Genomic DNA, 14,062 nt, shown 5'->3' with positions numbered 1-14,062 from the left:
AACACGGTAACCCCCCTCAGCGGCAAGGGAGTTCCAGCTGTGAGCGCCAATGCTGGCGCACCGGGCGGCGTCGTACGCGATGAGGGCGTCCACGATGAAGTCCTGCGCAACACGGTCGTACGCATCGAACGGGGCGAGGCCGGCCCCGAGGAGCTCGCCGCGATCAGTGCTGTGCTCCTGGCCCGCGCCACCGCCCAGGCCAACATCCCGGCCGCCAGGCGCGGCCGCTCCGGGGCGGGATGGCGCACCCCGGGACACCGCGCGCCTCACTCCTGGCAGGGCTGAACTAGGCCTGCTGCGGCGGCCGTTGGGCTGCGGTCTTCCGTCCGTGCCATTTGTATGACCAGCGCCTTCGCCCTGTGGACAAGGTTATCCACAGGGGTGGTAGGAGATCGGCGATCGCGAAACCCTCACGTCATGCGAGACACGAGCGAATCCCACGAATCCGAATCCCATGAGCCTGACTTCCGCGAATCCGAATCCCGCGCCTCGGCGGGCGAGCCGAGGATCACCCTGCGCGGCCCGGCCGAACTGGCCGATGCGCTGCCGTACTTGATGGGCTTCCACCCGACCGACTCGGCCGTGCTGGTCGCGCTGCACGGCGAGAGCGGCCGGTTCGGCGGCCGGGTCAGGGTGGGGCTGCCCGCCTCTCCGCAGGAGTGGCCCGACATCGCCGACCAGCTCGCCGACTGCCTGATCACGGGAAGCGAGCGGCGCGGGCCCCGGCCCGACGGAATCGTCGTCTTCCTCTGCCAGGACCCGTCGTCGGGTGGCAGTGGGCGCGAAGTGATGGAGCGGCTGCGGCCGTTGGCCCAACGGCTGCGCATCGCGTGCGGCGGCCTCGACGTCCCCGTACTCGAAGCGCTCTGCATTTCCGACGGCCGCTACTGGTCGTACTGCTGCCCGGACGCCCGCTGCTGTCCGCCGGAGGGCACTGTGCTCGCCCTGCCGGGCACCTCCGTCATGGCGGCCGCGGCCACCTATGCGGGCATCCAAGTGCGGGGATCGCTACGGGAGATGGAGGAACGGCTCGCGCCGTGGCGGACCGGGGCGGCGGCCGACCAGGAACGGGCGCTGGATGCCGCGGCCGCCGAGATGTTCCCCCGCATCCTGAGCGAGGGCGACCGGCGCACCGTGGCCGACGAGACGCTCGACCTGGCGGCCCGGCTCATGCGCCGGATCGCGGAGGCGCCCGCCCCGGCCCGCGGCACGGACGTCCTCCCGGCAGGCGGCCTGGGATCCGGCACCCTGCTCCTCGGCGGGAACGCGTCGGACGACCTGGACGACGGGCTCATCGCCCACGACGAGGCGGCGGCGGTGATCCTCGGCCTCCAGGACCGCACGACGCGGGACTGGGCCGCGGAGTGGATGGAGGGGGCGGAAGCCGGGCCCGCCTTGCGCCTGTGGCGGGCGCTGGCCCGTCGCTGCGTAGGCCCGTACGGCGACCATGCCGCCGCGCTGCTCGCTCTGGCGGGCTGGGTCTCCTGGTCAACCGGCGACGACCCGAATGCCCGGGTGGCGTTCGGCCTCGCCCTGCGGGCCGACCCCGACTACCGCTTCGCCCAACTGCTTCACCGGGCCTGCAACGGGGGCCTCGACCCGGAAGAGCTGCGCGTCTGCCTGCGCGAGGAACGCGCCGCGAGGCTGGCGAAGCCGGATGCCGCTGTCGAGATGGACGCTGCCGGCTCGGCCGAGGTCGCTGCGGAGCCGACCGCGCTGGAGGACTCGGTTGCTCCCGTCCCCGGAGATGCCGAGGAGTCCGCGGACCCGCCCGCGCGCCGAACGTCCCGCCCCAAGCCGCGCCGCAAGTCCACGCCGGCCTCGCGGAAGAGCGCCAACTCCACCTACCGGCGGGACAGTTCGGGACGCCCGGAGCCTGCCCGCCCCAAGCCGGAGAAGGCACGTGGCCGGGTGCGCCGCCGGGGCGGGGAGCGGGTGAATCGGGAGGGGTGAGCAGAGGCCTCGGCCGCTCGTTCCGGAGGTGCGGGCCAGGGGCGGTGGAAGGAGGCGGGGGAAGGGGAGGCTCGGGACATCCGGACCGCACGGCGATCCGTCCGTGACCCGGTCGAGGCTCGCGGCGTTCACCCGTGTGGCGGCGCGGCACCGGGCACCGCGTCGCACGGGCGGCAGGCTCCGCTCCCTTGGTCGTCGGTGCCCGGAACGCTCAGAAAAGGGTACGTATGGTGTTCACCGCCCCTCCCCGTACCGGCACCGGGGGCACGCCGGGGCCGGTCCTGCCGAGAGCCGCCGGGCCGCTCGGCGAGCTGCCTGCCGTGCACGCGGCCGTGATCTGCGTGGCCCTGCCCGGCCTCGCGGTGTCGCCGGAGCACGGACAGCTGACCGGGCAGGGCCTCGAAGGTTTCTACCAGCACGGCCGACGGCTGCTCTCCCGCTGCCAGTTGAGGGTGGCGGGCCGGGACCCGATCGCCGTACAGGGCAGGGCGATATCGGCCGACCGCGCCCGATTCCTCGCGGTGGTCCGCACCGCCGCGGACGGCGGGCCCGACCCCGAGATCACCGTCGAGCGCCTCCGCCAGGCAGACGGAATCGAACGCATCACCCTGAGCAGCTCGGCGGCCCGGCCGCTGCGGCTGCCGGTGGAGATCGCGCTCGGCACCGACCTGGCGGAGCTGGGCGCGGTCGCCGCGGGCCGCGCCGGACCCGAACTGCCCGCCAGCGTCCACGACTCGGGCATGCGCTGGACCTCCGGCAGCGCCCACTCGGCGGTGACAGCCCAGCCTCCGCCGACCGACGCGCTCGCCTCCGCCGGGGTGCTCCGCTGGGCCGTGGAACTGCCTCCGGGCGGCTCGTGCACGATCCGGCTGAACATCAGGACCGGCCGACCGGTGCGGCCGCCCGGTCACACCGCGAGCCCGCTGCCCTCGCCCCAGGAAGCCAGGGCCGAGGGCGACGACCCGCGCGTCGCGGCGCTGCTCCACCACAGCATCGACGATCTGCGGGCGCTCCTGATCCGCGACCCGGCCCGCCCGGCCGACCTGTACGCGGCGGCCGGAGTCCCCTGGCGGTGCGGGGCCGCACCGGCGGAGGCGCTCTGGGCGGCCCGGATGGTGCTGCCGCTGTCCACCCGGCTCGCGGCGGCCACCCTCCGCGCTCTCGCCAGGACTCAACTCGCCGGGCCCGGGCTGGAGTTGGGGCGCATTCCAGGCCCGTTCAGGGACGGGGGCCCCTACCTTCCGCCTGGCTGTACGGGAGTGGAAGCCACCCTCGCTTTTCCGGTGGTGCTCGCGGAGGCGCGGCGCTGGGGACTGCCCGAGCCCGAGGTGACCGAGCTGCTGCCCGCCGCCGAGCGCTGCCTGCACTGGCTGGCCGCCGCCCTGGACGACAACGGCTACCTCGCCGAGACCGGCCCCGGGGCCGCCGGACTCGTACGCGCCGAGACCCAGGCCCACGTCCACCGGGCCGCGCTGCTCGGCGCGGAACTGCTCCGGGAGTGCGGCCGTCCCGGCGCCGACGCCTGGCTCGCGCGGGCCGGGGCGCTCAGGGAGCGGTTCCGGGCGGAGTTCTGGCTGGACGACCTCGGCGGCGGCCGTCCCGCCGCCGCCCGCACCGCCGACGGGAGCCCGGTCCCGCTGCTCGGCGCGGGCGCCGCCCACCTGTTGGACACGGGGCTGCTGGGCGGCGGCCGCCTCGCGCCCGGGCTGCTCGACAAGGTGCAGACCGAGCAGCTGGCCCGGCTGCTCGGCGGCCCCGTGATGGACTCGGGGTGGGGGCTGCGCGGGCTCGCCGTCAAGGAGCCCGGGTACAACCCGTTCGGGCACCGGGCCGGGGCGGTGCGCGTCCACGAGAGCGCTGTCGCCGTCGCGGGCCTGGCGGCAGCCGGCTACGAGAAGGAAGCCGCCGCCCTGCTGCGGGGCGTCCTGGCCGCCTCGGAAGCCTTCGGCCACCGGCTGCCCGAGATGTACGCGGGGGAGCAGCGCGCCGCCGGCAGCGTGCCCGTGCCGCATCCGGCGGCCTGTCGTCCGGCGGCGGTGGCGGCCGCGGCAGGCATCCAGCTGCTCACCGCGCTGGCCGGGATCCGCCCGGACGCCCCGGCCGGATCGGTCGCGCTGGACCCGATGCGGTCGGCCCCGCTGGGGGCGGTCCGGCTCGCCGGCCTGAGCGTCGCGGGGGAGCCGTTCACCGTACGGATCAGCAGGCTCGGGGTCGGCATGGTCGAGCAGGCCGCCGAATGGCTCCAGTTGGGAGGATGAGCGGGATGGGCGCCGCGGAAGGTGCCAGGGGAGAAGAAGTGCCGGAGGGTGTCGAGGGGAGTGTTTATCGTCAGGCAGACGACTATGATCGCGGCATGTCGCCCTACGACCCGTCGGCCTTTCCGCCCTTCGCCGTGACCGTCGACCTGGTCGTGCTGACCGTGCGCCGCCACGCGCTCTGCGCGCTCGTGGTGCGCCGCGGGGAGCCACCGTTCCAGGGGCGCTGGGCGCTGCCCGGCGGATTCGTCCGCGACGACGAGGATCTGTCCACCGCGGCGGCCAGGGAACTCGGCGAGGAAACGGGCCTGTGTGCCTCGGACCCGTCGGCCCCGGCCCTCGCCAACGGCGCCCACCTCGAACAGCTCGCCACCTACGGCGACCCCCGGCGCGACCCCCGGATGCGGGTGGTCAGCGTGGCCCATCTCGCCCTCGCACCCGACCTGCCCGCACCGCGCGCGGGCGGCGACGCCCACAGTGCGCGCTGGGCCCCCGTCGAGGACCTGCTCGGTCAGGAAGGCGGCTTCGGCCGTGACGGCGAGCAGCCCGCGCCGCTCGCCTTCGACCACGCCCGGATCCTGGCGGACGGGGTGGAGCGCGCCCGGTCGAAGATCGAGTACTCCTCGCTGGCCACCGCCTTCTGCCCGGCCGAGTTCACCGTCGGCGAGCTGCGCCGGGTGTACGAGGCGGTGTGGGGCGTGGCTCTGGACCCGCGCAACTTCCACCGCAAGGTGACCGGCACCCCGGGCTTCCTGGTCCCGGCCGGCGGCACCACGACCCGGCAGGGCGGCCGCCCCGCCCAGCTGTTCCGGGCCGGCGGCGCGACGCTGCTCAACCCGCCGATGCTGCGCCCCGAGGTCTGAGGTCCGGCCCGAAGGGACACGAGGGCCGGGGGGGGACATGAGGGCCGAGGGATCCGGCAGGGTCCGCGGCGGCCCCGGTGCCGACCCGGCTCCCGGCAGCAGAGGCCTCCCGATCCCGTCCCCGGCATCCGGGCCGGGCCGGTGGGCGTCCGCTCGCCCCGCCGTGGCCTCCAAAGGCCTGACATCCGGGGCCACATCGCCCCAACCCTGCGCCAAAAGTCCGAAATGTCGCGTTATCTTGCTGCGGTACCCCGGCCTGCCGCCGAGCGGTCTCATCTACCGCGGGAGAAGCGATGCTCCAGGCAATCGGACTCACCAGTGCCCCCCGCCGAGACCTTCCGCCCGCCGTGGACGACCTCACCTTCGAGGCGAGACCCGGGCAGCTCACGGCCCTCCTCGGCGCCCCGGGCTCGGGGCGGACGACGGCCCTGCGCCTGATGCTCGAACTCGAACCGGGCCGGGGCGTCACCTACTTCCGCGGCCGCCCCTTGCACGAAATCGCCCACCCCGCTCGCGAAGTGGGCACCCTCCTCGGCGATGTCCCCGGCCACCCCGTACGCACCACCAGGGGGCAGCTCAAGCTGATGTGCACCGTAGCCGGGGTTCCGGTCTCGCGCGCCGACGAGATGCTCGAAGTCGTCGGCCTCTCCGGTCTCGCCGACCAGCGCCTGGGCGCCCTCTCGCTCGGCATGGACCGCCGTCTCGGCCTCGCCGCCGCCCTCCTCGGCGACCCGCACACCCTCCTTCTCGACGAGCCCGCGGAGGGGCTCTCCCCCCGCGAGAACGCCTGGCTCTACGGGCTCCTGCGCGGCCACGCCGACCACGGCGGCACCGTCCTGTGCACCTTCGCCGACCCCAAGGAGGCGGCCCGGGTCGCCGACCGGGTCGTCACCATCGACGGCGGCCGCCTCGTCGCCGACCAGTACGCCACCGAGTTCGCCCGCACCCGGCTGCGGCCCCGCGTCGCCGTCGCCACCCCGCACGCCGCCCGCCTCGGCGCCCTGGTCAGCCGAGAGGCGCGAGCCGCCCAGCGCTCCGTCGAGGTGGTCGCCGAGGACGGCAACCACCTGTCCGTGTACGGCAGCAGTTGCGCGGAGGTCGGGGAGACGGCCTTCCGCAACGGCGTGCTGCTTCACCGACTTGCCGACGAGGTCGGCGACGCCGGCCCGAGCGTCACCGTCCCACCCCAGGAACGGACCGGACCGCCCCGGGGTTCCCACCCCCTGCCCATCACCCGCAGACCCGCCCGTACCCCACTGCGCCCCCTGCGCTACGAACTGCGCAGGCTCCTCGGCGTACGGACAACGTTCCTGCTGGCGGCGGGCGTTCTGGCGCTCTCGGCCGTCCTCTCCGTACTGCTCGCCAGGGCCGGGCACGCCCCGTTGCCGCGGCTCCTCGCGGCCTGGCCCGGCCTGCTCCCGCTGCCGCCCGCCGCGCTCGGCGCGGGCCTGCTCGGCGCGCTCGCCTTCGGCGACGAGTACCGCTACCCGGCGCTCGCCGCCGACCGGGGCACCGTCCCGCGCCGACTCGGCCTGCTCGGCGCCAAACTCGCCGTGACCGCCGCGGTGGCTCTCCTGCTCGCCGCACTCGTGGCCGCGGTCGACTACCAGATGCTGCGCCTGGTGTACGGCGGCACCATGGCAGGGCCGCCGCACGCATGGCACGAATGGCTTGCACCGGGCGCCAGTTGGGCCGGTCTCACCGTCGGCTGTGCCTGGGCCGGGCTGCTCGCCGCCGGGATCTTCCGGGCCACCGTCGCGGGTCTCGCCGCGGTCCTTGCCGTGCCCGTCGTCGTCGTACCGCTCCTCAAGAAGGCTGTCGACGGGCACTCGGCGCGTTCCGTCGCCGGGCTCCCCGACCGGCTGCGCGACCTGGCGTGGGTGCGGTGGCCGCATGCCCTCGACCACTGGCTCATCGTCGTTCTGCACCTGGTCGCCGAACCGGTCGGAGCCGCACTCGCGCTGTCGCTCACCGTTCTGGTCTGCGCATATCTGGTCACTGGCCTGCGTGCCAGGGCCCGTTGGTGAGCCGCCGGGGACCAGAGAGCGACCATCTGCCCAGAACTCCCTTGGGAATGCCCGCTTCTTTCCGATAAAGCGTCAATTGCGGGGCGGGCGGTGATCACCCTTTCGTGTGCTTTTCACCAAAGACCTCAAGGGCCACCGCGGTCCCGCCGACAAAGGGTGCATGAGCACCCTTGCGCACACCATGATGACCGCCCGCACCGCCGACGCCGGCCTCTCGGCCCCGGGCGAACTCGACCGCTACCCCTACGGGGAGGCGCGCCCCTCCGACCGGATCGGCACCCCCTCCTGGGACAGCGGCGACGCGGAACTCGGCCGGGTGGGCCGACGCGCGGCGGGCAGCCGCGGCCGCGGCCTGCACGGTCAACTCGTCCAGCAGCTCGGCCAGATGATCGTCTCCGGCGACCTCGGCGCGGACCGCCCGCTCGTCCCCGAGGAGATCGGCCAGCGGTTCGAGGTCTCCCGCACGGTCGTCCGCGAGTCCCTGCGCGTGCTCGAGGCCAAGGGCCTGGTCAGCGCCCGGCCCAACGTCGGCACCCGGGTCCGGCCCGTCAGCGACTGGAACCTGCTGGACCCCGACATCATCGAGTGGCGCGCCTTCGGCCCCCAGCGCGACGACCAGCGCCGCGAGCTCGCCGAGCTGCGCTGGACCATCGAGCCGCTCGCCGCCCGCCTGGCCGCGGGCCACGGCCGCGAGGACATCCAGCAGCGCCTCGGCGACATGGTGGAGATCATGGGCCACGCGCTCACCCAAGGGGACGCGATCACCTTCTCGCGGGCCGACGCCGAGTTCCATTCCCTACTGATCCAGCTCGCCGGCAACCGGATGCTGGAGCATCTCTCCGGCATCGTCTCGGCCGCGCTCCAGGTCTCCGGCTCCCCGGTCACCGGTTGTGACCGCCCCTCCGACGGCTCCCTCGCGCACCACGGGCGGATCGTGGACGCCCTCGCCAACGGCGACGCCCTGGCGGCCGAGACGGCCGTACGTCAACTGCTCACCGTCCACCCGGAGGTGGAGCGGGTCGTCCCCGCGCCGCGCGAGCACTGACCGGAACCCCGCCGGACATACTGTGCCGCCGGATCCTGGAGGGGGTCCGGCGCACTCAATTACGGGGTATATGCCCCTTGTGACCCCTTGGTCGCCTTTGGAGTGTGACTCGGGCCACGAAGATTGCGCGTAACACTCCTCGGAACCATGCGATGACTTAAGAGGTAACAGCCGAGGAGGGAATACAGCGGCCATGCGTGGCGCTGTGCAGCTCCGAGGTTCAGCCCGCGCCCCCGGCACATTCCCAGCCGGTGGTCGTCGGCTCCGGCCCGATCCTGGGCGGGGCCGGAAGCCGTTTTCCATCGTTTCGAGAGGTTGTTCGTGTCGGCCAGCACATCCCGTACGCTCCCGCCGGAGATCGCCGAGTCCGAGTCTGTGATGGCGCTCATCGAGCGGGGAAAGGCTGATGGACAGATCGCCGGCGATGACGTGCGTCGGGCCTTCGAAGCCGACCAGATTCCGCCGACCCAGTGGAAGAATGTTCTGCGCAGCCTCAACCAGATCCTCGAGGAAGAGGGTGTGACGCTGATGGTCAGTGCCGCGGAATCACCGAAGCGCACACGCAAGAGCGTCGCAGCGAAGAGCCCGGCGAAGCGCACCGCCACCAAGACGGTCGCGGCCAAGACGACCGTGACCACCACCAGGACCGTCGCCGCCTCCGCGGCCCCGGCCGAGACCGTGGACGTGTCGGCCGACGAGGCCGAGGACGCCCCCAAGAGGGCTGTCGCCAAGAAGGCGGCCGTCAAGAAGACCGCCGCCAAGAAGACGGTGGCCAAGAAGACCGCGGCGAAGAAGACCGCGGCCAAGAAGGGCGACGACGAAGAGGTCGTCGAGGGCGACGAGCTCCTTGAGGACGCGGCGCCCGGCAAGGGTGACGACGAGGAGCCCGAGGGCGAGAGCAAGGGCTTCGTCCTGTCCGACGAGGACGAGGACGACGCTCCCGCCCAGCAGGTCGCGGTCGCCGGAGCCACCGCCGACCCGGTCAAGGACTACCTGAAGCAGATCGGCAAGGTCCCGCTCCTCAACGCCGAGCAGGAGGTCGAGCTCGCCAAGCGCATCGAGGCCGGCCTGTTCGCCGAGGACAAGCTGGCGAACGCCGACAAGCTGGCGCCGAAGCTCAAGCGCGAGCTGGAGATCATCGCCGAGGACGGCCGCCGCGCCAAGAACCACCTCCTGGAGGCCAACCTCCGTCTGGTGGTCTCGCTGGCCAAGCGCTACACCGGCCGCGGCATGCTCTTCCTGGACCTCATCCAGGAGGGCAACCTCGGTCTGATCCGCGCGGTCGAGAAGTTCGACTACACCAAGGGCTACAAGTTCTCCACGTACGCCACCTGGTGGATCCGTCAGGCGATCACCCGCGCCATGGCCGACCAGGCCCGCACCATCCGTATCCCGGTGCACATGGTCGAGGTCATCAACAAGCTCGCGCGCGTCCAGCGCCAGATGCTCCAGGACCTGGGCCGCGAGCCCACCCCGGAGGAGCTGGCCAAGGAGCTCGACATGACCCCTGAGAAGGTCATCGAGGTCCAGAAGTACGGCCGTGAGCCCATCTCGCTGCACACCCCCCTCGGTGAGGACGGTGACAGCGAATTCGGTGACCTCATCGAGGACTCCGAGGCGGTCGTCCCGGCCGACGCCGTCAGCTTCACGCTCCTCCAGGAGCAGCTGCACTCGGTGCTCGACACCCTCTCCGAGCGTGAGGCGGGCGTGGTCTCCATGCGCTTCGGCCTCACCGACGGCCAGCCGAAGACGCTGGACGAGATCGGCAAGGTCTACGGCGTGACCCGTGAGCGGATCCGCCAGATCGAGTCCAAGACCATGTCGAAGCTGCGCCACCCGTCGCGTTCGCAGGTCCTGCGCGACTACCTCGACTAGGTCGCGGTAGCACGTCGTCGAGGGCCCGGTCTCCTTGGGGAGGCCGGGCCCTCGGGCGTATCCGCGGGTGCGGTGCACGGCTCACTGAATGACGCTGAGTGTGCCTGTGTCACCGAGAGTCAGGAGACCCTATGCGCCGCTGCATCGCCCGAGCCGTGACAGGGGCGGCCGCCCTTGCGGTCACCGCACTGGGGGCACCGCCGCCCGCTGCGGCCGACGAGGTCGTCATCGGCGGGCAGAAGGTCGAGATCTCGGACAGCCCCTGGGTGGTGGCGCTGTCCAGCCGTGACCGGTTCGGAGGTACGCGGGCGGGCCAGTTCTGCGGGGGAGCGGTGATCTCGCCCACCACGGTCCTGACGGCCGCGCACTGCCTGCGCCACGACGTGCTGGGCGTGGACGTGTCCCAGGTGCAGGACCTGAAGGTGATCGTCGGCCGCACCGAGCTGCGTTCCAGCGCCGGCCAGGAGATCCCGGTGAGCGCCACGTGGGTCAACCCCGGGTACGACGCGGGGACCAACGCGGGCGACATGGCGGTGCTGACCCTGGCCACCCCGCTGCCCGCCTCGTACGTGATCGCCACGGCCCCGGCGGGAGACGCGGGGTACACGGCGGGCACGCGGGCCACGGTCTACGGCTGGGGGGACACGACGGGCGGCGGCAGGTACCCGACGGCGCTGCGCGCGGCTGCCGTCACGGTGCTGTCGGACGCGGCCTGTGAGCGCGCCTACCCGCCGAACTCGGACGGGACGTACGAGGCGTCCACCATGCTGTGCGCAGGCGATCCCAGGGGCGGCCACGACGCTTGCCAGGGCGACAGCGGTGGCCCGCTGGTGGCCCAGGGGCGGCTCATCGGCCTGGTCTCCTGGGGCAACGGCTGCGGGCGGGCCGACAGCCCCGGGGTGTACACGCGGGTGTCGGCCGTGGCGAGGCCCGGCGCGGCCGGTTGAGCGGACGGGAGAGCCGTCCGGACATGAGAACGGGCGGTCGCTCCCCCTGCACGGGGAGCGACCGCCCGTCGCCGGTCCTGGACCGGCCCTGGCTCGTCGTGATGCGAGGTCTCAGCGATCCTCGTCGCCTGCGGACTCGGGCACCGCCGTGAGGCGGTCCGTCTCGTCCTGTATGTCAGCGGCGATCTTCTTCAGTTCCGGCTCGAACTTACGTCCGTGATGAGCGCAGAAGAGCAGCTCGCCGCCGCTGGTCAGGACTACGCGAAGGTAGGCCTGTGCGCCGCAGCGGTCGCAACGGTCGGCGGCCGTCAGGGGGCTCGCGGGGGTCAGAACAGTAGTCACGTCGCCTCTTCTCTAGCTCGACGAGCTGTCGTACCAGGGTCAACATCCAACCAGGCCGAAAACGTTCCCGCTCGTGGCTTTTCCTCGAAAGTTCTTGGTCAAGGTGGCTGTCTGCTGCCGGTTGGCGGCGAATGAGCCGTATTGCGGAGCTTTACGGGTTTCGCGTTGCTTGTCTCGTTTGGCCCTCCCGGCGGGGTTGCCGGTTGTTCATGAGGACGTGCCCGGAGCCTAAATGGTTCATGCCTGAATGGGAACGTGATATCCGCATCACCCCCACGAGGGATCGAACATGTTTGCGACGCTGGACTAGCATGAGGATTCGCGAGGGTGGCGTTACAACGGCTCTACCAGGCCTCGGTACCCTCTGACCGGCGACCGACGCCGACCCCTTACCCACCAGGGGCGCAATTGAAATTCAGCGAGGAGCGAACTGCGTGACCGCCGAGACGTCCGTTCCGTCCACTGCGCTGCTGAGCGGGGCAGACCGCGACGGCTCCAACTACACCGCTCGGCATCTGCTCGTACTCGAAGGCCTCGAAGCGGTCCGTAAGCGACCCGGCATGTACATCGGGTCCACGGACAGCCGCGGTCTGATGCACTGCCTCTGGGAAATCATCGACAACTCCGTCGACGAGGCCCTGGGCGGCTACTGCGACCACATCGAAGTGATCCTGCACGACGACGCCTCCGTAGAGGTGCGTGACAACGGCCGGGGCATCCCTGTCGACGTCGAGCCCAAGACCGGGCTCTCGGGCGTCGAGGTCGTCATGACCAAGCTGCACGCCGGCGGCAAGTTCGGCGGTGGCTCCTACGCCGCCTCCGGCGGCCTGCACGGCGTGGGCGCCTCCGTGGTGAACGCGCTCTCGGCCCGCCTCGACGTCGAGGTCGACCGCAACAGCGCCACGCATGCGATCAGCTTCCGGCGCGGAGTGCCCGGCATCTTCACCGAGCAGGGCCCCGACTCCCCCTTCGACCCGGGCAACGGGCTGCTCAAGGGCAAGCGCGTGCCCAAGAACCGCACCGGCACCCGCGTCCGCTACTGGGCCGACCGCCAGATCTTCCTCAAGGACGCCAAGCTCTCCCTGGACACGCTCTACCAGCGGGCCCGCCAGACGGCGTTCCTGGTGCCGGGCCTGACCATCGTGGTGCGCGACGAGCGGGGTCTGGACGGCGAGGGCAAGACCGAGGAGACGTTCCGCTTCGACGGCGGGATCAGTGAGTTCTGCGAGTACCTGGCCCAGGACAAGGCCGTCAACGACGTGCTGCGCCTGTCCGGCTCGGGCACCTTCAAGGAGACCGTCCCGGTCCTCGACGACCGCGGCCACATGACGCCCACCGAGGTCACCCGGGAGCTGGGCGTGGACATCGCGCTGCGCTGGGGCACCGGGTACGACACCAACCTCAAGTCGTTCGTGAACATCATCGCCACCCCCAAGGGCGGCACCCACGTCACCGGCTTCGAGCGCTCGGTCACCAAGACCGTCAACGAAGTGCTCCGCTCCGCCAAGATGCTGCGGGTCGCCGAGGACGACGTCGTCAAGGACGACGCTCTGGAGGGGCTCACCGCGGTCGTCACCGTCCGGCTCGCCGAGCCGCAGTTCGAGGGCCAGACCAAGGAGGTCCTGGGTACGTCCGCGGCCAACCGGATCGTCGCCAATGTGGTCGCCAAGGAGCTCAAGGAGTTCCTGACCTCCACCAAGCGTGACGCGAAGGCGCAGGCCAGGGCCGTCCTCGAAAAGATCGTCGCGGCCGCCCGCACCCGCATCGCGGCCCGCCAGCACAAGGAGGCGCAGCGCCGCAAGACGGCGCTGGAGTCGTCCTCGCTGCCGGCCAAGCTGGCCGACTGCCGCAGCGACGACGTGGAGCGCAGCGAGCTGTTCATCGTCGAGGGAGACTCGGCGCTGGGCACCGCCAAGCTCGCCCGGAACTCCGAGTTCCAGGCGCTGCTGCCGATCCGCGGCAAGATCCTCAACGTTCAGAAGGCGTCGGTCTCCGACATGCTGAAGAACGCGGAGTGCGGCGCGATCATCCAGGTCATAGGGGCGGGCTCGGGCCGGACCTTCGACATCGACGCGGCGCGGTACGGCAAGATCGTGCTGCTCGTCGACGCCGATGTCGACGGCGCGCACATCCGGATCCTGCTGCTGACACTCTTCCAGCGCTACATGCGCCCGATGGTCGAGGCGGGCCGGGTCTTCGCCGCGGTGCCGCCGCTGCACCGGATCGAGCTGGTCCAGCCCAAGAAGGGCCAGGACAAGTACGTCTACACGTACTCGGACAACGAGCTGCGCACCACGCTGCTCGAGTTCCAGCGCAAGGGCGTCCGCTACAAGGACACCATCCAGCGCTACAAGGGCCTCGGTGAGATGGACGCCGACCAGCTGGCCGAGACCACGATGGACCCGCGGTTCCGCACCCTGCGCCGGATCAACATCGGCGACCTGGAGGCCTCCGAGCAGGTCTTCGACCTGCTGATGGGCAACGAGGTGGCGCCGCGCAAGGAGTTCATCACCAGCTCCGCGGCCACGCTGGACCGCTCGCGCATCGACGCGTGATCCGGGCCCGGCGAACGCCGGTCCAGGGGATTCCCCGGGCCGGCGTTCGCCGTCTCCACCCGCGGGTGGAGACGAAACCTCCACCCGCGGTCCACCCCTGCTCCGATGCCTCTGACCAGGTCGTTTCCGTAACTTCGTAGACGTACAGAGATTCCGTTTCCCGGCGTCTCGTCTTCTTCGTCTTCTCGTAGTCCGGAGGC

10 protein-coding genes are annotated in these 14,062 nt (G+C 71.9%); 9 read left to right on the top strand and 1 reads right to left on the bottom strand.

Annotation, left to right across the window (positions count from 1 at the left end; translation table 11 throughout):
* Positions 1–102: 102 nt before the first annotated feature.
* The 8 genes from ACSHXC_RS10200 (at position 103) to ACSHXC_RS10165 (ending at position 10,965) form a co-directional block, all read left to right on the top strand.
* Positions 103–285: an acyl-CoA carboxylase subunit epsilon gene (locus ACSHXC_RS10200; protein WP_438296510.1), complete on the top strand. Its 183-nt coding sequence runs from the start codon at positions 103–105 to the stop codon at positions 283–285.
* A gap of 132 nt (positions 286–417) precedes the next feature.
* Positions 418–1,953 (top strand): DUF4192 domain-containing protein, encoded by a 1,536-nt coding sequence (locus ACSHXC_RS10195; RefSeq protein ID WP_438291275.1) that lies wholly within the window; start codon positions 418–420, stop codon positions 1,951–1,953.
* A 227-nt stretch (positions 1,954–2,180) separates the two neighbouring features.
* Positions 2,181–4,211: a glycogen debranching N-terminal domain-containing protein gene (locus tag ACSHXC_RS10190; protein ID WP_438291274.1), complete on the top strand. Its 2,031-nt coding sequence runs from the start codon at positions 2,181–2,183 to the stop codon at positions 4,209–4,211.
* Positions 4,212–4,306: 95 nt separating this feature from the next.
* The gene (locus ACSHXC_RS10185; RefSeq protein WP_438291273.1) at positions 4,307–5,071 is read left to right on the top strand and encodes an NUDIX hydrolase; all 765 of its coding nucleotides are present in this window, start codon (positions 4,307–4,309) and stop codon (positions 5,069–5,071) included.
* A gap of 293 nt (positions 5,072–5,364) precedes the next feature.
* A complete protein-coding gene (locus ACSHXC_RS10180; RefSeq protein ID WP_438291272.1) occupies positions 5,365–7,098 on the top strand; it encodes an ATP-binding cassette domain-containing protein in 1,734 nt (577 codons plus the stop codon).
* 160 nt (positions 7,099–7,258) lie between these two features.
* A complete protein-coding gene (locus ACSHXC_RS10175; RefSeq protein ID WP_438291271.1) occupies positions 7,259–8,143 on the top strand; it encodes a FadR/GntR family transcriptional regulator in 885 nt (294 codons plus the stop codon).
* A gap of 321 nt (positions 8,144–8,464) precedes the next feature.
* On the top strand, positions 8,465–10,018 hold the full coding sequence (locus ACSHXC_RS10170; protein WP_438291270.1) for an RNA polymerase sigma factor: 1,554 nt from the start codon (positions 8,465–8,467) through the stop codon (positions 10,016–10,018).
* 131 nt (positions 10,019–10,149) lie between these two features.
* A complete protein-coding gene (locus ACSHXC_RS10165) occupies positions 10,150–10,965 on the top strand; it encodes a serine protease (RefSeq protein WP_438291269.1) in 816 nt (271 codons plus the stop codon).
* Positions 10,966–11,076: 111 nt separating this feature from the next.
* On the opposite strand, the gene ACSHXC_RS10160 is transcribed toward ACSHXC_RS10165, so the two are convergent.
* Positions 11,077–11,307, bottom strand: coding sequence for a DUF7455 domain-containing protein (locus ACSHXC_RS10160; RefSeq protein ID WP_053725523.1), 231 nt, complete (start codon positions 11,305–11,307; stop codon positions 11,077–11,079).
* A 434-nt stretch (positions 11,308–11,741) separates the two neighbouring features.
* Here ACSHXC_RS10160 and ACSHXC_RS10155 point away from each other — a divergent pair, with 434 nt between their 5' ends.
* Positions 11,742–13,862 carry a DNA gyrase/topoisomerase IV subunit B gene (locus ACSHXC_RS10155; RefSeq protein WP_438291268.1) on the top strand — a complete coding sequence of 707 codons (2,121 nt, stop codon included), beginning with the start codon at positions 11,742–11,744 and terminating at the stop codon, positions 13,860–13,862.
* The last annotated feature ends 200 nt before the right edge of the window (positions 13,863–14,062 follow it).

Source organism: Streptomyces sp. HUAS TT7 (genome assembly GCF_051550175.1).
GTDB lineage: Bacteria > Actinomycetota > Actinomycetes > Streptomycetales > Streptomycetaceae > Streptomyces.
This window is presented reverse-complemented; position numbering and strand designations above follow the sequence as displayed.

What these genes read in the sequence shown, in the direction of transcription:
- ACSHXC_RS10195 (WP_438291275.1), top strand. Translation starts at nt 418, where the DNA reads ATGCGAGACACGAGCGAATCCCACGAATCCGAATCCCATGAGCCTGAC.
- ACSHXC_RS10190 (WP_438291274.1), top strand. Translation starts at nt 2,181, where the DNA reads ATGGTGTTCACCGCCCCTCCCCGTACCGGCACCGGGGGCACGCCGGGG.
- ACSHXC_RS10185 (WP_438291273.1), top strand. Translation starts at nt 4,307, where the DNA reads ATGTCGCCCTACGACCCGTCGGCCTTTCCGCCCTTCGCCGTGACCGTC.
- ACSHXC_RS10180 (WP_438291272.1), top strand. Translation starts at nt 5,365, where the DNA reads ATGCTCCAGGCAATCGGACTCACCAGTGCCCCCCGCCGAGACCTTCCG.
- ACSHXC_RS10175 (WP_438291271.1), top strand. Translation starts at nt 7,259, where the DNA reads ATGAGCACCCTTGCGCACACCATGATGACCGCCCGCACCGCCGACGCC.
- ACSHXC_RS10165 (WP_438291269.1), top strand. Translation starts at nt 10,150, where the DNA reads ATGCGCCGCTGCATCGCCCGAGCCGTGACAGGGGCGGCCGCCCTTGCG.